The following is a 17,588-nucleotide window of genomic DNA, read 5'->3' on the forward strand; positions in this document are numbered from 1 at the left end:
GCCGGACCATTTTCGGACCGGCACAATGGATAGATGACGACGTAACCTATGGGACAGCGAATTGTCTGCAGAAATAAAAAGGCGTTCCACGATTATCATATCGATGATCGACTGGAGGCCGGCATTGTCCTGACCGGACCGGAGGTGAAATCCCTGCGGGCCGGGCGGGCCAACCTGAAGGACGGCTATGCCAAGGTGAAGAACGGGGAGGTTTTTCTTTATAATGTCCATATTTCCCCTATTCCTTTGCCACCCATGTATCGCCCGATCCGCTGCGGGTTCGCAAGCTCCTGCTCCACAAGCGGGAAATCCGCCGACTTACGGGAAAATTAAAAGAAAAAGGCATTGCGCTTATCCCACTTAAGATTTACTTTATAGATAATGGCAAGGCCAAGGTGGAACTGGGCCTTGCCCGGGGAAAGAAACTCTATGATAAACGCGCCGCACTCAAGAAGAAGCAGAGCGACCGGGATCTGGAACGCGCTTTGCGGCGGTACAAGGAATAGGGATCAGCACAAGAACATAGAAAGATTGAAAGGGGGCGAAACGGATTCGACGGGGATACATAAGCTCAGGCTGCATGCCGAGGATTCCGCCAACCTCGTAAAACAGGTGGAACGTAAATATAGTCGCAGACGACTATGCATATGCTGTGGCAGCATAAATAAGCCACTGCTCCCCGGTTACTCCTGCGGACCGGGTAAGAGCATCGACTAGCGGGATAGCTTCCGGGGTTCTCCGGTGGCTCCGGCGGCGAAACTCCACAGCGGATAGTGCTGACAGCCCCTTGTCCTGGAGGGGCCAAGGCACGATAAACAACCCCTTCACAGGACTAAGCATGTAGACGCCTGCAGGGGAGTATCTCCGGACGCGGGTTCGACTCCCGCCGCCTCCACCATTTGAAAAAAGACAACCCGTCTCTCCGGGGTCATTCTCCGGGGTGACGGGTTTTCTTTTTCCCCTTGTTTCTGAAGAGTTTGCGCCCGTTTCACATCTTTCCAGACCCGTTCTCCTCCCGCCGAATTCTCCCTCTTTTCCCGCCTTTCATTCTCTGTTTGCCCCCAGATTCTCTGTTTTCTCCGGACGAAGTCCGAAGCTCGTCCGGAAAGCTACCTCCTTAGAAAATAAATAGATTCCGCTCTGTCGCCCATTCGGGTGGTTGCGGTATGTCATCAGTCGGTGTCCCGGTGGCATTTTCGTTTCTAACTTCGCACTTCTTGGCCAGCAAGGGAAAGCTATCAACTCGGATTTCTCAGTCCCGGCAAAAGACAAATCCGCAGGACAGCGGATTTGGACGGCCGACAGGCCGCCAGCAGGGTGAACGCCAGGGATGGTGCGAATCAACAGCCGACCGCTGATGGTCGGCTGTTGGGGCTGCTCTGGTCCGATGGTCAGTTAGTGGCGAAACCGAATTGTCGGCGCTGCTCCGTCCAGTCCTCGGGAAAACCACTTGTTTTTTCCTTCTTGACTCTTTATTTTAGGATGTGCGACAAAGATAAAATAAAGGACAGTCTTATTTTAGGTTCGGGGCAGGCAGGATGAAGCGAGAACTCCAAGGAAAATACGTGACCATATCGACAGTGGGTGAGAAGGCCCAGGCCTTCGTGCCCGCGCCGCTGCCTCCGCGTCCGCCCATCGACTGGACACCGGAGCTGCGTAACAAGTTCGACCAGGCGCTACTGGCGCTGGGTCGGCTGGACAGTGTCTCAACCCTGCTACCGGACACCTCGCTGTTCCTGTACATGTACGTTCGTAAGGAGGCGGTTCTCTCCTCGATGATCGAGGGAACGCAGTCATCGCTCTCCGATCTCCTGCTTTTCGAATTGGACATGGAGCCCGGTGTGCCGATGGATGATGTCCGGGAAGTGAGCAACTATATGGCAGCCCTGGACCATGGCCTTGCACGACTGGCCGAGGGGTTCCCGCTGTCACTGCGTCTGATAAAAGAGATGCACTCCATATTGCTTGCCAAGGGGCGGGGCAGCAACCAGACACCGGGCGAATTCCGCAGGACCCAGAACTGGATCGGCGGCACCCGGCCCGGCAATGCGGCCTTTGTCCCTCCACCGGCCGAGCAGGTGATAGATTGCATGGGCAAACTGGAATTATTTCTGCACGACCAGCCGGAACCGACCCCTGCGCTCCTTAAAGCTGCTCTGACCCATGTGCAGTTCGAGACCATCCATCCGTTTCTGGATGGTAACGGCCGTCTTGGACGGCTCCTGATCACGCTGCTTCTGTGCGAGCGATCAGTACTCCGTGAGCCCATGCTCTACCTGAGCCTCTATTTCAAAACACACCGCCGGTATTACTACGAATTGCTCAACAATGTGCGTCTGATCGGTGACTGGGAAGCCTGGCTCGACTTTTTCGCGGAGGCGGTCATTGTCACCGCCACCCAGGCGGTGGAAACAGCGCGGCAACTTGTCGATCTGGCAAATAAAGACCGTGATAAGATCAGCAGCCTCGGCCGGGCGGCGCCATCTGCCCTGCGGATTCATCGGGCCATGATGGAACGTCCCATCACCACTTCCGGGTGGCTGGTGAAAAAAACGGGCATAACTCCGGCGACGGTCAATAAGTGCCTGGCCCATCTTGAGCGTTTGGGCATTGTCCGGGAATTGACTTCCCGCAAGCGCAACCGGCTTTTCAGCTATACCGGATACGTGGAGATCATGAACCAGGGGACGGAACTGCCAGGGTAAAGGCGTTCGGACTTTTCATGTCAACACACCAAGAGGAGTGACCAGGGGAATCGAACCCGCATCCATTCTCTGTTTGGGAAAAACATGAAGAAAGGGATTTCTCCGGGAAGGCGCCGGAAGGAAGTTGTGTTGTGCCGATTTACAATGTGATGGCAACAAGTTACGTCATTTTGGCATATGAGAGTCATTTGTGAACAAGCCGCGTTCCCTCCACCATTTTAAGACGGAAACAGCCCGTCATCCTGAAACACCAGGGTGACGGGCTGTTTTTGTTTCATGGCCTCGTGATGATGGGTCGTTGTCGGTGATTTCGGAGCGAGTGGTATTTTATTGCCCTGTTCCACCATGGGCGGCCACGGGGGGCGCCCCTACGGTTTATTTGTCTTTGTTGAGGATTTCTTCGCCGGTCTTCTGAAACCGGGCGTAAAGTCTTCTCATGAAAGGAATGAAATCGTGTTCGCTGCGCCAGAGGGGCGGGGGGCCCAGGCGACGGATGAGAGATGCCTCCAGCCGGGGTGGTTTCCGGCGCACGGGGATGGTGTCAAGGGGCAGGTTCCGGGACCAGAAGGTTTCCGGTTCGTTTAGGGCCAAAGGTGCAGGCTGGCGCCGACGCAGGTCCCTGCCTAGCATTTCCTGCTGGATAGTGGCCAATGGCGGCACCGGCCTGGAAGCGTCGACCTTCACCTCTTCCCCCTGGATGGCCCGGACCAGGGCGAAAAAATCTTCCGGCTCCAGACCCCGGAAGCGGAAAAGCAGCAGCGGCTCCCGGTCGAACTCTCGGGCCATGATAAAGGCGACCGCTGCAATGTGTTTACAGGGGTTGGACCAGTCGGGGCAGGAACAGTCGGCCTGCAGCTCACTGTAGGTAGCCGGAAAAAGGTTGATGTCGGCTTTCCGCAGGTCGTTTTCCAGGTGTTCCGGTAGCTCGCCGTTGAGCAGCCGGGCCAGGTACCTGGGCTGTTCGGCAATGGTGTCCAGCACGGTCAGCCACTCTTTCTCTGTCCAGTGGCGGAAACTGATCCTGACCTGGTAGGGTTTGTTTCTGCTGCCCTGGACCACAGCCTCAATCCCTGCCACACTGGTACGGACATCGACCACCTGGCCCTGCCGGGCATAGCTTTTGCCCCGGCCCAGCCTGGCGCCGATGTTGTAGGAGGCCATGATTTCTTCCCAGCGCCGACCCCACCATGATTCAGAGAACCAGCCCCGTTTTGACCGGGCCTTGATCCCTCCGGCAACCGTTTTGGGACGGGTAGCCGGATACCAGCCGGAATATCTCCTTTTTCTGGCCATGCCTGTGTCCTCCCTTATTCCTGGCCCCGGATCACCGGTGTGTCATGGGGTGCATGATGCAGGACAGTATCGATTGTCATGGTTCCACGGCCTCGCTGTCCAGGCGGAACAACTCCTGCAGTTCCCTGGTAGAGAGTTCGGTAAGCCATGCCTCGCCGCTGCCGACAACTTTTTCCGCCAGGTCCTTTTTTCTTTTCAGCAGGTTATCTATCCGCTCTTCCACGGTTCCCTGGCAGAGAAACTTGTGTACCTGGACGTTTTTCTTCTGCCCGATGCGAAAGGCCCGGTCGGTGGCCTGTTCCTCCACGGCCGGGTTCCACCAGCGGTCAAAATGAAAGACGTGGCTGGCCCGGGTGAGGTTGAGCCCCGTGCCACCGGCCTTGAGCGACAGTACCATGATCGCCGACCCTGCACCTTCCTGGAATTCCCGGACCATCACGTCACGCTTTTTGCGCGAGACGCCGCCATGGAGAAAATAGACCGGCACTCCGAGCCTGGTGCGCAGGTACGGGGTCAACAGCTCGCCCATCTCGCGGAACTGGGTAAATACCAGGGCGCTGTCACCCGCGTCGCGCAGGATGTGCATCATCTCCAGCAGCCGGTCCAGCTTGCCGCTGCGTCCTTCAAGAGGACGCTTCTGGCCCAGAAAATGGGCCGGGTGGTTGCATATCTGCTTGAGTTTCGTCAGGGTGGCCAGGATGATACCCCGGCGCTGCATACCAATGGCCTCGGCCAGTTGCTGATTTGCGTCATCCACTGCGGCCTGGTACAGGCTGGCCTGTTCCGGGGTCAGGGTGACATGGATATCGGTCTCCTGCTTCTCCGGCAGGTCGCGGATGATCTGTTTGTCGGTCTTGAGTCTCCGCAGCAGAAAGGGCCTGGTGATGCGTTGCAGCCTTTTTGCTGCTTCATCGTCCTGCCGCATCTGGACCGGGCCCAGGTATTTTTTTCGGAACGAGGATTTGGTCCCGAGAAAACCGGGATTGCAGAAGTCCATGATCGACCAGAGATCCATGATGGAATTTTCCACCGGGGTACCGGTAAGGGCGATCCGGAAACGGGCCGGGATGCTGCGGATGGCTCGGGACTGCCTGGTATCGGGGTTTTTGATATTGTGGGCTTCGTCGACGATTATCCCTGCCCAGCTGACCTGGCGCAGGGTGTCGATATCGCGAAGCGCCAGACCGAAACTGGTGAGTACCAGGTGGTGTCGGGCAGCGCTTTCCTGGAAGGCTTGCTCCCGTGATCTCCCGGGGCCATGATGGAGCAGGACAGCCAGGTCCGGCGCGAACCGGGTCGCCTCCCGCTGCCAGTTGCCCAGGACCGAGGTGGGGCAGATCAGCAGGACCGGCTCGGTCCGGCCCTGTTCACGGTTTTTGAGGATGAGTGCCAGGGCCTGGATAGTCTTGCCAAGTCCCATATCATCGGCCAGGCAGCCGCCAAGACCGAAACGGCTGAGAAAATGGAGCCAGGAAAGGCCCCTTTGCTGGTAGGAGCGAAGCTTGCCGGAGAGAGCTTTCGGCGGCGAAAGAACGGGCAGTTTTTCTCCTGACTTGAGCCCTTTCACAACCTCGGCCAGCCATCCGCCGGCATCCAGCCCGGTAAAGCGCATGCCGTGGATGGTTCGCTCATCGCCAAGGCCAAGGGCAATGGCCGTACCCACGGTCATCTGCAGCTGGTCCCGTTTCTTCCAGAACTTGAGGGCCCGGTCTATATCGGCTGGCTCGACTTCGACCCATTGGCCGCGGACCTGCACCAGGGGGGATTTGGCTGCCGCCAGCCGACGAAGTTCCTCGTAACTGATCGGGGTGTCGCCAAGAGCCATTTGCCAGTCAAAGGAGAGGATGTCACCCAGGCCGGCCGGGGCTTCATTCTCCGCAGTGGCGATGGAGGCCCTGGCGGAGATTTTCTGGTGGTGTCCTGTCCACCAGCCTGGCAGCAGAACGCCGAAACCTTCCTCCTCCAGCAACCAGGCACCCTCCCTAAGGAAGAGGTATGTCTCGTCGGTGGTAAGGAACCATTTGTCTGGCTTGGAAAGCTCAAGGACCGGAGCCAGGGGTTCAAAGAGCTGTGACGCCCGGTCCAGGGCGGTCAGGAGCAGTACATCGGCCCGCTCCAGCTGGCGGCCGGGAAAAAGTTCCCGGTTGCCTTCCCAGACCGCATCCGCCGGAACGACAAGGCTTGGGTCGTCGGTTGCCTGGAGGAGAAAACGCAGCGTCCAGGACTTTTCTTTTTTTTTGCCGACGGGCTCTTCAAGGCGCAAGCAGAGTCGCAGACCATCCCAGGCCTGTGGCTGGAGGCGGTTGTGCCAGGCAGGCAGCTGATCGGCCAAGGCGTCGAGGTCCGGAACGCCGGATGCCATCGACATATCCAGACGCAGCCCCATGCGTGCCAGCGCGGCCTGGACGCGGTCCAGGCTCGCGGGGCCAAAGCCGGACAGGCGTAGCAGCTCGTGGGCGGAACAACCGGTCAGTTCAGCAGTCGTGTGGATTCCTGCCCGGTCAAGAGCTTTCCGGGCCAGGGGGGGCAATCCCAGATCATCCAGGGGGGTGTCCATGTTCTGGCGGTTCCCGGGCATGCGGTCGCAGAGATCTGCCAGCCAGCGGTCGTGGACACTCTGTCCGGGATCAACGGCTGCGGGCTCGGCAGCAGCGGCGCTTCTCCGGCAGAGAGCGTCCACCAGGATACAGGTGACATCGTAGAGCAACTCCCCGGCCACGTCACGTAACTTTTCCGGGTCCCGGAAGAGCTCCCGTCCGTGGATGGCCAGGCAGGCCGGGGGCATGATCGAGGAAAGGGTGGCAAAAGCGGCCGATTCTTCGGGACGGAACCAGGGACGCCAGCAGCCGCGGATATCTTCTTCCTTCCGGGTGATATCAGGAACCACATCCTGGCGAACCAGGAAGGCGGCCGACCACTCCAGAACAAAGGCCCAGTATTCGAGATCGGGCCCGGGAAAGATGTCAGGATGCCTGGCAGGGTCAACCCGCCGGATATGGTGGAGAAAATCCACTGCTGTGTCCGGGGGGAGGGCCGTGGTCGCAATGGTACAGGCCTGGAGGCTGGTCCTGCCGGACGTCGGGGACCGGTCCAGGAGTGTGGATGAAGGGACCGGGACCCCTTTGCACCCGGGCAGGGTCAGGGCCAGGGGTTCAGGGTCACCGGGTGAAATATCGAAGTCAGCCAGCACGGAATCCGGAGTGTCGAGAATACCCGTGGAGGACTCGGCCCAGACGCAGAAGGAGGCATCGCTCCAGACGCCGTGCAGGATAACAGGGGTTGGGTAGGACATGAAACCAGCTCGGGAGCTTTCTGTCGCCTGCTAAGACATCAGCCGCAACATGGCCTGGACGACCTTGTCTGCGCCCTCGCCGATCTGGTCGACCCTGGAGGGGAGCATGTAGCAGGGCGTGGTAACGACCCTGTTTTTCTCGTCCACGGCAATCTCGCCCTGCCAGGTGGCGGTGTGTCGGCCGCCCATGGCCGCGATGTTGCCGGCTGTTCCCTCGTCCTGGCCAATGGTGACGGTGACATCACCAAGCACCCGGACCACGATGACCGGGGCAATGCACAGGGCGCCGATGGGTTTTTGCCGCTTGTGCATTTCCCTGATCGCCCGGGCCACATCCCCGTTGACAGTGCAGTCGGGGCCGTCGAAGGCATAGGTGCAGAGATTTTTGGCGGCGCCGAACCCGCCGGGCAGGACCAGGCCGTCGAGCTGATCGGGATCGAGATTTTTGAGGTCCTGGATATCGCCCCTGGCGATGCGGGCCGCTTCGATGAGCACGTTTCGGTGCTCGTCCATCTCCTTTCCGGTTATATGGTTGAGCACGTGATACTGGTCGATATCCGGGGCAAAGCACTGGTAATCGGCCCCGTTTTTATGGATGGCCCACAGGGTGAGGGTTGCCTCATGAATTTCGGCTCCGTCCTGATGGCCGCAGCCGGACAGGATGACACCAAATGTTTTTTTGCTCTTGCTCATGACAGCCTCCTGTACGGGTTATGGGGAGAGGGTGTAGATGGCCGGCAGATTGCGGTAGAGCTGGGCATAGTCCAGACCGTAACCGATGAGAAAGCCGCGGTCGATGTGGAAGGCGGCGTAATCGACCTGAACCCTGGTCTGGCGGCGCTCCTTCTTGTCGATCAGGGCGCAGACCTTGACAGAGCGGACCGCATGGTCCTGGAAATACCGTTCCAGCCAGGCCATGGTGGTACCGGTATCGATGATGTCTTCCACCAGGAGTATGTCCTTGCCCACAAGCTCCAGCTCCGGTTCCTTGGTCAACCGGATGGTGCCGGAGGTGGAGGTTTCATTGCCGTAGCTGGCGACCCGGATGAAGTCCACTTCCAGGTCCAGTTCGATATGTTTTGCCAGGTCGGCAAGAAACATGAAGGCCCCGTTGAGCACGCCCATGAGGACGAGTTTTTTGCCGGCGTATTCCCTGGTGAGTTGCTGGCCAAGCTCGGCAACCCGTTGCTGGATCTGTTCGCTTGAGAGAAGGAGTTTGCGTGTTTCCATGGTCAGTTGTGTTTCCCTGGGTTGTATTGTTCGTTCCTGACGGTTGGTGGTCTCTCGCAGGTCCCGGGAGGGAGAAAAGCGAGTCCCTCCGGGAGGCTGCCAACCATCTACAACAATTTTTCAGGAAAACCAATGAGAATCCAGTCCCTGTTCCTTCAGGCATGGGCGCTGCAGGGAATACAACGCGGCTCAGCCGGTGATTTCTCTCTTCCACTGTTCCAGCAGCTCTTTGGCCTCTTTCACCTCCTTGAAGGGTTTATCGCCGGCAAGGGCTTCTTTCAGTTCCTTGACAGCCTCTTTCTTTTTTCCCTCTCCGTACAGGGCCAGGGCCAGGTGGTAACGGAACACCGGCCGCTCGGGCTGTTTTTCCACCGCCTGGCTGAATTCCGACCGGGCAAGACCATAGGCTTTCCGCTTGTAGTGGACCCAGCCCAGGGTATCCATGATATGCGGCTCATCCGGCAGCTGCTCCTTGGCGATCATGGCCAGCCGCAGGGCCTCGCCCAGGTCGGGCTCGGGCTGCTCGGCAATGAGCCAGGCCAGGTTGTTGGCCGCTGGAGCGAAATCGGGCCGGACCTGGAGCGCCTTTCTGTACTGGGCCATGGCGCCGTCGATATCGCCTTTCTGCTCCAGCAGGGTGCCAAGGCCCATGATGGCCTGGACATTCTCCGGTGTTTTTTCAAGCAGGGCCCGGTATTCGCCGATGGCCTGGTCCAGTTTCTGCTGCCTGTTGTAGATCGATGCGCTCAGGATATAGGTGCGCGGGTTTTGTGGATCGAGCTTCTGGGCTTCCTGCAAGACCTGCAAGGCTTCGTCCAGCTGGTTTTCACCCATGAGCAGTGTTGCCAGGAGAATCCGCAGACCGGTTCCCTGGGGCGCTTTTTTGATCTGCTCCCGGAGCTCCTGCAGCAGGCTGTCCCTGCTCTTGCCCTGGCTGCCCTCGATGCGGAGGATATTGACCATGGCCAGGGTGTTGGCCGGCTGGACCGCCAGCAGCTGCCGGAAAGCCTCCAGGGCCTGGTCCAGTTTTTTCTGGCCCAGGTAGGCCAGGCCCAGGTTGCCGAGAATCTCCACGTTGTCGGGCACTTTTTTACGCATCTCCTCCAGCATGGCTGCGGCCCGATCGTAATCCTTGCTGTAGAGGACGCTTTTGGCGAGCAGTAGGGCGGCCTGAAAGTTTCTCGGGTCGAGCTTGAGGGCAATGGCCGCCTCCTGCCTGGCCTGGTCAAACTCCCTGGCATTAAAGTGGAGATAGGCCAGCAGGGCCCGATAGCGGGAATTTCTCGGATTATGTTTCAGGGCCTCGAGAACACTGTTCTGGGCCATCTCTGTCTCACCAAGATTCATGTGGGCCAGGGCCTTGGTGAAGTAGGCGTCGGCCCAGCGGGGATAGTTCTTGACCAGGTTGGCGGTCAGGGTGAGGGCCTCCTGACTTTTTCCCTCCTTGATCAGGAACTTGGCCTTGACCAGGTTGGCGCCGCCATGCTTGCTGTTTTCAGCCAGGATCTCGTCCATGAGTTTTCTGGCCTGGTCAAATTTTTTCTGTTCAAAGTAGTAGTCTGCCAGCTGCGCCTTGATATCCAGGGGGTTATCCGCTTTGTCAATGGCGGTTTCGTAGGTCTGGACCGCCTTGTCGAACTGGCCGGTGTTACGGTAGAAGTCAGCCAGGATGAGCAGCAGGCGGGTGTCATCGGGGAAGGTCTCGATGGCTTTTTGCAGGGTTTGCTCGGCTTTGCCGTTTTCATTGTTCTGCCTGTAGAGGGAGGCCAGGAGGATATGGGGCCGGACATTGTCGGGGAATCGGGTCATCATCTCGCGGATGATGGCTTCTGCCCGGGCCGGATCCTTTTGTGACTGGTAAAAGCTCAGCAGCACCTGGTAGTTGGCTATTTTATCCGGATTCAGTTCAATGGCGCGCTTAAACGCGGCTTCGGCTTGGGTAGATTTATTCTGGGCAGCGTAGAGCCGTCCCTGGATGGAATAGAGCCGGTCCATTTTCGGGGAGAGCTTGAGCGCCCTGTTGAGCAGCTCCCCGGCCCGGTCAAAGTTTCCTTCGATGATCTCCAGGTTGGCCATCAGGGCCAGCCCATCCACATTGTCCGGGTGGGCCTTGAGAACGGCCTCCACTATCTCGCGGGCACTTTTCTTGTCCCGGCTGATCAGGTGGAATTCCGCGGTTTTCAGTCGGGCGTCCACGTTTTCCGGATCCAGGCTGGCGGCCCGCTGCAGCTCCCTGAAGGCACCTTTTATATCCCCTGACTTGAGATAGAGCAGCCCGAGCTGGTACCTGGCGTCGGCGAATTTCGGGTCGATCTGGATGGCGTTTTTCAGCTCAATGACCGCAGCCTTGTCCTTGCTTGCCTGCACATATTCCATGGCCTTCTGATAATGCTTGACCTTTTTTTCATCTGGATTTGATGAGCAGCCGGGCAGGAGCAGGAGAAGAAAAAAGAGGAGCAGGAATGAGGAGGTGCAGGTCGCTGGAAACTTTTGCATGACAATACCTTTGGGTAATTTCGATCTGTATGATATGCTTTTGATTACAATTAATATACACGAGAAGTTGCAGGGATCCATAGAAAAAAATCGTTTTTCTTTTTTGATTATAGTACCTTTAAGTAACTCCTGTGAGCTGTAATTCAGAAATGTATGTCCAAGAGGGTTGATCATGCGTGGGGTCTGTCGGAACTTCGGATATCTTTTTGTTTTAATAGTGTTATTTGTGCTCTGTCAGGCGGGCTTGGCCCGGGCGGCCCAGTCCACCGCCGATGTGGTGGCGGACAGTGCCATGAAGGAAAAGCTGCGCCAGGAGATTGTCGGCACGGAGCTGCAGTACCCGGGTGAAGAAGAGGAGTATGTCATCGGCTATGGCGATATCCTCAGCGTCAGTGTCTACGGCGAGGGCGACATGGCGGCCTCGCTGGCCCATGCCGCCGGACGTGGTGAAGGAGAGGGCGCCGGTGGTGACGCGCTCCGTCGTCCCGGCACAGGAGTGGAGGTGCGGATAGACGGGCGGATCTCGCTGCAGCATATCGGCGACGTCAATGTGGTCGGTATGACCCTGACCCAGTTGGCCGATTACCTGAAAAAGCTGTATTCAACTGTCTTTACCGATCCCATCGTCACCGTGACACTGGTCCAGAGTAACAGCCGGCGCTACACGGTCATGGGGCAGGTTGCCAACCCGGGTATCTTTTTCCTCGATTATCCTATCACGTTGGTCCAGGCCGTGGCCCGCAGTGGAGGTTTCACCGAATGGGCCAACCACGAGATCACCGTGGTCCGCCAGGGCGATGGCCTGCACAAGGGCAAGGGTCAGCAGAAGAAAAAACTGGAGTTTGACTACGACGATTTTCTCAAGGGAAAAGACCTGGAGAAGAACATCTATATTCACTCCGGCGATATCGTGATCGTTCACTGACAGGGGACAGGGAGATGCATATGAAGCCAGGCAAGTGGGGAGTTGGTCGGTACGCCATCGTGATGGTCTGCGCGGCAGGGATGTTCCTGGTCGCCCGGGAAGCGCGCGCCAGGAGCAATATTTTTATAGGCGATCTCTCGGTTTCCTATAACTTCACGGAACGAGACTATGCCGACGGGGCTGTAGTGGCTGAAAACAGCGGCGATCGGCGCGAGTACACGGTTTCGCCCCGCCTGACCTGGTCGTCCCGGGGCGAGACAGACCTCTTTGAGCTCAGCTATGCGCCGGGATTCATGTACGATGACCTGGGCTACACCACCCGGCTGGACCACTCCTTTATCCTGCGGGCGGAGAAGCAGATGAGCCGGCGCTGGTCGGTTTCCCTGGATGACACCTTTTTCCTCGGTGATGATCCGGTGCGGGAAGAGGCCCTGGCCACCACGGAGATAACTGCTCCGGATGCGACCACCGTGGAACCGCCGCCGGAAGATGGCGCCCCGGTCGCGACAGAAGACACCTTTCAGCCCGTTGATGAGCGGGTGGGCACCAGGGAGTACTGGCGCAACACCGCCTCCCTGCAGACCGGGTACAGCTACGGCCAGGGTCGTCAGTTCACCACCGGATACACCCTTTCCATGCTGCGAAACAACTCGGACAGCCAGGGCGGATATACCGAGTATGACCGGCACGAGGTGATGGCCCGGGTCGGACACCGGTTCGATGCCCGGTGGAGTACCGATGTCTCGGGCCAGTACACGGTGGGTCTTTTCAAGGAACCGACGGACGTGACCGCCACCGGCACTGCCGAGCTATCCAATGACCTCAAGGAATATTCCGCCTCTGCCCGGGTCGGGTACCAGTGGTCCACCCATGCGACCGTCTTCCTGCAGGACAGCAGCGTGCGGACCGATTACGACAGCGACCTGCGCAGTGACAGCTGGGCCCATAATGTTTCGCTCGGCGTTGATTATGCTTTTGACCGGCATCTGTCCATGAGTGTGGGCGGCGGGGTGTCGCTGTCCCGGCTGGACGGCCAATCCTGGGATACAGACTACAATTTTTCAGCCAGTCTCCGGCGCGAACTGCTGCACGCCAGCTGGAGCGTGTACCTGAACAATGCTTATGATGTCCAGAATTTCGATGGCCAGGGCAGCGGTCTGACCCGGACCTGGGAGGTCGGGGGTGAGTACAGCCACCGGTTCAGCGAAAACCTTTCGCTGAGTCTTTCCGCCGCCTACAGTGATGCCAGGCGGATGCAGCGGACCTATGAGGACCTGCTGGCAGCGTACGAGGCCGGTGCCGCCATTGCCGAGGATAGCGACTATCATGAAAAAAATTATTCCGCCGGGGTGTCGTTGGCCTATTCCTTCCGGCGCTGGTATTCGTTGTCGCTTGGATATCGGTATGCAAAATATGAAACTGACCTGGCTGATACCCCTGATTATGACGAGCATCGGGTCTTTGTTCAGTTGACGGCCAGTAAGGATTTTTTCCGCTGGTAGGGGCTGGCAGCTTCACGTGTGCGGGATAGCAGGGTATTTCAGGGTCCAGGACAACAAAGCAACATTTGATCTGCGTTCTCTGGAGCGGATGATCTGGTCGCTCCGGCACCGGGGACCGGACGGTTTTGGCTTCTTTCAGGATCAGCGGACGGGACTTGCCCATGCCCGGCTCTCCATTATCGATCTCGAGGGTGGCTGGCAGCCGATACATAACGAGGATAAAACACTGTGGGTTGTCTTTAACGGGGAGATATTCAACTACCCTGAACTTCGGCAGGACCTTATCGCCAGAGGGCACCGGTTCGCCACCGATTCCGATACTGAAGTCATTGTCCATCTGTACGAAGAAAAGGGCCCGGACTGCCTGGAGGACTTGAACGGCCAGTTTGCCATTGCCCTGTATGACCAGAAGGAGCAGGCTCTTTTTCTGGCCCGGGATCGAATGGGCATCCGGCCGCTGTTCTATACCCGGCATGACGGGCATATCCTGTTCGGTTCTGAGATCAAGGCTCTGTTTTCTGCCTCTCCTGCCATCCCGCGGCAACTGGATCCCCAGGTGCTCAGAGAAATCTTCACCTTCTGGAGCCCGGCAGGCAGGGAAACCGTGTTCCAGGGCGTCTTTCAGCTCGAACCGGGCTGCTGGCTCCGGGTTGACCGGAACGGTGAGACCCGGGAAGAGCAGTACTGGGATATCCCGTTTTCGCCGGCCTCTTGTTCCTTGGCCGGCAAAGAAGAACACAAGCTGGCCGGACAGCTCCGCGAACTGCTGGTCGACTCGGTTCGTCTGCGTCTCCGGGCCGATGTACCGGTGGGGGCGTATCTCAGCGGCGGGCTCGACTCCTCGGCCATCACCTCGCTCATCAAACATTATACAGATAATGAGCTGCAGACCTTCTCGGTCACCTTTGCCGACAAGGTCTACGATGAGCAGGCCGAGCAGCAGCAGATGGCAGAATTTCTCGGCACCCACCATCAGGCCATACGCTGCGACTACCAGACCATTGCCAGGGCCTTTCCCGATGTCATCTGGCATACGGAAACCCCGATCCTGCGGACCGCCCCGACGCCGCTCTATCTTCTCTCCTCCCTGGTACGGGAAAATAGGTACAAGGTGGTTCTGACCGGTGAGGGGGCCGACGAGATCCTTGGCGGCTACGATATCTTCAAGGAGGCAAAGATCCGCGCCTTTATCGGCTCGCAGCCGGATTCATCCTGCCGGCCGTTTCTGCTGCGCCGCCTCTATCCCTACCTGGCCCTGTCTCCGGCCAGGTCGGCGGAGTATGCCCGGAAGTTTTTCGACACCGCCGCGCCGGTCGATGACCCGTTCTATGCCCATCGGCCGCGCTGGAAGACCACCTCGGGTACGCAGCGTTTCTTCAGCCCGGAGCTGCTGGCGGCAGCGGATGTCGATCCGGTGGATAAGCTTGGGGCAAGGTGGGGCAAGAGGCTGGCAGGGCTGGATTTTTTCACCCGGGCTCAATATCTCGAGAGCAAGATGCTACTGGGGAATTATCTCCTCAGCTCCCAGGGCGATCGCATGGCCATGGCCCACAGCGTGGAAGGGCGTTTTCCCTTTCTTGATCACCGGGTGGTGGAGCTGGCTGCCACCATGTCGCCGCAGGTGAAGATGAAGGTGCTGAGTGAGAAGAACATCCTGAAAAAGGCCATGGCGGACATCCTGCCGGAGGCCATTGTTCAGCGCAAGAAGCAGCCCTACATGGCTCCAGATATTATCAGTTTTTTCGGAGAAGAGTCTCCGGCCTATCTGGATGAATACCTTGAACCGTCCAGGTTACGGGACAGCGGCCTGTTCCAGCCGGCACCGGTGGAAAAACTGGTGGCCAAGTGCCGCCGGAAAGCAAGGCAGGGGTTCCGGGAAAACATGGCCTTTGTCGGCATCCTGTCCACCATGATCCTGCACCACAGGTTTGTGGAAAATTTTTCAGCAGATACCCCGGAAACACTCCCCGGTACCAGAATATTGGTTGGCTGTGCTGGTTCATCTAAATAGTCAGTTTTGTCGAGGTGAGGTGCTCATGTCTGATATTGTTCCGAAAATACGCCAGTTTATATTTGATAACTTCCTCTTTGATGCCGGCGAGGAAGATCTGGGTAATGATGACTCATTCCTGGAGCAGGGGGTGATCGATTCCACCGGCGTCCTGGAACTGGTGGAATGGCTGGAGGAGACCTTTGACATCAAGGTCGAGGATGAGGAGTTGGTGCCGGAAAACCTGGACAGCGTCAACCTGCTGGCCCGGTTCATTACCGGAAAAACGTCCTGACAACCTGTTTGTCCCTTTACAACCAGGAAAGATTACAGACCATTATGCTCCTGCAGAACTATCTCCTACGGGCCGCGCAAAAGTATCCGGATAAGGAGGTCCTTATCCATGGCGATCACCGGGTAACGTATGCAACACTCCGGGCAGCGGCCATGTCGGTGGCCGGGTGGCTGCTGGCAAAGGAGCTTGAGCCTGGTTTTCGCGGGGCCCTGCTCACCGACGATCCTTTTGAGTACCTGGCCGGATATTTCGGTATCCTGCTGGCGGGCGGGGTAGTGGTTGGGCTCAATACCCAGACATCTGTCAAGGCGCTTCGATACACCCTGGAGGACAGTGGCGCCGAGGCGCTGCTGGTCAATAGAAAATTCAGTCGCTATCTCGAGGCTGGGCTGCCGGCAATACCGTCCGTCCGAGCGCTGGCCATGAGCGGTGCGGCGGATACTTCTAAAAAAGGATCCCTGCCGCCGTATGACAGTCTTACCGGGATTCTTGACCGGAAGGAGGTCCTTTCAGAACAGGATCTCCCCTTTCGTCAGTCCTGTGATCTGGCGCAGATCATCTATACGTCCGGTACCACCGGATCGCCCAAGGGGGTCATGCTGAGGCATGCCAACCTGGCGGCCAATACAAGTTCGATTATCGAGTATCTGCAGTTGTCTGGTACAGACCGGGTCATGGCGGTGCTGCCGTTTTTCTATTCTTACGGCAATTCGGTCATGCTTACCCATATCGCGGCAGGGGGAAGCCTGGTTGTCAACCAGAGTTTTTTGTATCCCAATGTCATCCTGCAGCAGATGGTTGAGCACCGGGTCACCGGTTTTTCCGGGGTGCCTTCGACCTATGCCCTGCTCCTGAACCGTTCGGCAATTTCTAAATATTCCTTTCCGGACCTGCGTTACATCACCCAGGCCGGAGCGGCCATGTCGCCTGCCATGGCAAAAAAATTGAAGTCGATTTTTCCCGGTGTCAAAATATACATCATGTACGGCCAGACCGAGGCCTCGGCCAGGTTGTCGTACCTGGACCCGCAGGAACTTGAAACCAGGCCCGGTTCCATCGGCAAGGCCATTCCCGGGGTGACCCTGTCGCTTCGGGACCAGAATGGCCGTTTTGTGCCAGCCGGGCAGACCGGTGAGATTGTGGCCCGGGGTGGCAACATTATGGCCGGTTACTGGCAGCGGCCCGGGGAAACAGCTGCAGTGCTGCGGAAAGAAGGTCTGTGGACCGGTGATCTCGCCCGGCAGGATAAAGACGGTTTTTTTTATATTGTCAGCCGAAAAAGTGATATAATCAAATCCGGGTCACACCGCATCGGGCCTAAAGAAATAGAAGATACCCTTGCTGTACATCCTGCAGTACATGAAGTGGCGGTGGTCGGAGTACCCGATGAAATACTGGATGAACGGATCCGGGCCTGCGTGGTGCTCAAGGAAGATGCCAAGTGCAGTGAGAAAGAACTGATCCGGTTGTGCCGGCGTGAGCTGCCGGCATACAAGGTGCCCCAGGAGATCCTGTTCTTTAAAGAACTTCCGAAAACCGCCACTGGTAAGATTAAAAAAGCTCCATTAAAAAACACCTGACCTGATTCAGTGAAGCTGGAATTTTGCCGCAGTCGCAAGGAAGAGACCCGTTGATCAGAGTGACGCTCTATCAACAGGTTGATGACGCAGCGAATGCGGTGAAATTCCAGCTCCCGAAGGGCGGATCCGTTACGATGGGTGATTTGGAAAAACATATAGCAATTATCCTTTTTTAACGCAATTCAAGGCAAGTAGCATGAAAACAATTATTTTCCCGTCACTGATTCAGGTCTGAGCCATAAGTTATGAGCCAGCAACGCTGTACAAACTGTATACTGCC

General features: G+C 57.7%; 11 protein-coding genes, 1 other RNA gene and 1 pseudogene. 8 read left to right on the forward strand and 5 right to left on the reverse strand.

Annotated elements, in window-relative coordinates:
- Positions 1-48 precede the first annotated feature (48 nt).
- The 3 genes and pseudogenes from smpB (at position 49) to GF1_RS00130 (ending at position 2,705) form a co-directional block, all read left to right on the forward strand.
- Positions 49-506 (forward strand): annotated as a pseudogene (smpB, locus tag GF1_RS00120) (SsrA-binding protein SmpB).
- 31 nt (positions 507-537) lie between these two features.
- Positions 538-898, forward strand: a transfer-messenger RNA (tmRNA) gene (ssrA, locus tag GF1_RS00125).
- A gap of 640 nt (positions 899-1,538) precedes the next feature.
- Positions 1,539-2,705, forward strand: a complete 1,167-nt coding sequence (locus GF1_RS00130) for a Fic family protein (protein ID WP_353740416.1) — start codon at positions 1,539-1,541, stop codon at positions 2,703-2,705.
- Between the two features lie 375 nt (positions 2,706-3,080).
- On the opposite strand, the gene GF1_RS00135 is transcribed toward GF1_RS00130, so the two are convergent.
- The 5 genes from GF1_RS00135 to GF1_RS00155 all read right to left on the reverse strand — a co-directional run bounded on the left by GF1_RS00135 (position 3,081) and on the right by GF1_RS00155 (position 11,016).
- Positions 3,081-3,998 (reverse strand): SWIM zinc finger family protein, encoded by a 918-nt coding sequence (locus GF1_RS00135; RefSeq protein ID WP_267927602.1) that lies wholly within the window; start codon positions 3,996-3,998, stop codon positions 3,081-3,083.
- Between the two features lie 76 nt (positions 3,999-4,074).
- Positions 4,075-7,290: an SNF2-related protein gene (locus GF1_RS00140; RefSeq protein WP_267927603.1), complete on the reverse strand. Its 3,216-nt coding sequence runs from the start codon at positions 7,288-7,290 to the stop codon at positions 4,075-4,077.
- A 30-nt stretch (positions 7,291-7,320) separates the two neighbouring features.
- Positions 7,321-7,983, reverse strand: coding sequence for an isoprenoid biosynthesis glyoxalase ElbB (gene elbB / locus GF1_RS00145; RefSeq protein ID WP_267927604.1), 663 nt, complete (start codon positions 7,981-7,983; stop codon positions 7,321-7,323).
- Positions 7,984-8,001: 18 nt separating this feature from the next.
- Entirely contained in the window at positions 8,002-8,520 is a 519-nt protein-coding gene (gene hpt / locus GF1_RS00150) for a hypoxanthine phosphoribosyltransferase (protein ID WP_267927605.1), read from the reverse strand.
- A gap of 189 nt (positions 8,521-8,709) precedes the next feature.
- Positions 8,710-11,016 (reverse strand): tetratricopeptide repeat protein, encoded by a 2,307-nt coding sequence (locus tag GF1_RS00155; protein ID WP_267927606.1) that lies wholly within the window; start codon positions 11,014-11,016, stop codon positions 8,710-8,712.
- A 172-nt stretch (positions 11,017-11,188) separates the two neighbouring features.
- On the opposite strand from GF1_RS00155, the gene GF1_RS00160 reads away from it, so the two are divergent.
- The 5 genes from GF1_RS00160 to GF1_RS00180 are packed head-to-tail and all read left to right on the forward strand — an operon-like array spanning position 11,189 to position 17,308.
- Complete coding sequence (locus GF1_RS00160) at positions 11,189-11,941, forward strand: polysaccharide biosynthesis/export family protein (RefSeq protein WP_267927607.1); 753 nt, start codon at positions 11,189-11,191, stop codon at positions 11,939-11,941.
- A 20-nt stretch (positions 11,942-11,961) separates the two neighbouring features.
- Positions 11,962-13,443, forward strand: coding sequence for an outer membrane beta-barrel protein (locus GF1_RS00165; protein WP_267927608.1), 1,482 nt, complete (start codon positions 11,962-11,964; stop codon positions 13,441-13,443).
- 16 nt (positions 13,444-13,459) lie between these two features.
- Positions 13,460-15,454: an asparagine synthase (glutamine-hydrolyzing) gene (gene asnB / locus GF1_RS00170; protein ID WP_267927609.1), complete on the forward strand. Its 1,995-nt coding sequence runs from the start codon at positions 13,460-13,462 to the stop codon at positions 15,452-15,454.
- Positions 15,455-15,479: 25 nt separating this feature from the next.
- Positions 15,480-15,728, forward strand: coding sequence for an acyl carrier protein (locus GF1_RS00175; RefSeq protein ID WP_267927610.1), 249 nt, complete (start codon positions 15,480-15,482; stop codon positions 15,726-15,728).
- Positions 15,729-15,772: 44 nt separating this feature from the next.
- Entirely contained in the window at positions 15,773-17,308 is a 1,536-nt protein-coding gene (locus GF1_RS00180) for a class I adenylate-forming enzyme family protein (protein WP_267927611.1), read from the forward strand.
- Positions 17,309-17,588 lie beyond the last annotated feature (280 nt).

It is taken from the genome of Desulfolithobacter dissulfuricans (assembly GCF_025998535.1).
Classification (GTDB): Bacteria; Desulfobacterota; Desulfobulbia; order Desulfobulbales; family Desulfobulbaceae; genus Desulfolithobacter; species Desulfolithobacter dissulfuricans.

Bases quoted from the DNA above. Each gene is read 5' to 3' on its own strand.
- GF1_RS00180 (WP_267927611.1), top strand. From the start codon at position 15,773: ATGCTCCTGCAGAACTATCTCCTACGGGCCGCGCAAAAGTATCCGGAT.
- GF1_RS00140 (WP_267927603.1), bottom strand. From the start codon at position 7,290: ATGTCCTACCCAACCCCTGTTATCCTGCACGGCGTCTGGAGCGATGCC.
- GF1_RS00160 (WP_267927607.1), top strand. From the start codon at position 11,189: ATGCGTGGGGTCTGTCGGAACTTCGGATATCTTTTTGTTTTAATAGTG.
- GF1_RS00135 (WP_267927602.1), bottom strand. From the start codon at position 3,998: ATGGCCAGAAAAAGGAGATATTCCGGCTGGTATCCGGCTACCCGTCCC.
- GF1_RS00130 (WP_353740416.1), top strand. From the start codon at position 1,539: ATGAAGCGAGAACTCCAAGGAAAATACGTGACCATATCGACAGTGGGT.
- hpt (WP_267927605.1), bottom strand. From the start codon at position 8,520: ATGGAAACACGCAAACTCCTTCTCTCAAGCGAACAGATCCAGCAACGG.
- elbB (WP_267927604.1), bottom strand. From the start codon at position 7,983: ATGAGCAAGAGCAAAAAAACATTTGGTGTCATCCTGTCCGGCTGCGGC.
- GF1_RS00165 (WP_267927608.1), top strand. From the start codon at position 11,962: ATGAAGCCAGGCAAGTGGGGAGTTGGTCGGTACGCCATCGTGATGGTC.
- GF1_RS00155 (WP_267927606.1), bottom strand. From the start codon at position 11,016: ATGCAAAAGTTTCCAGCGACCTGCACCTCCTCATTCCTGCTCCTCTTT.
- GF1_RS00175 (WP_267927610.1), top strand. From the start codon at position 15,480: ATGTCTGATATTGTTCCGAAAATACGCCAGTTTATATTTGATAACTTC.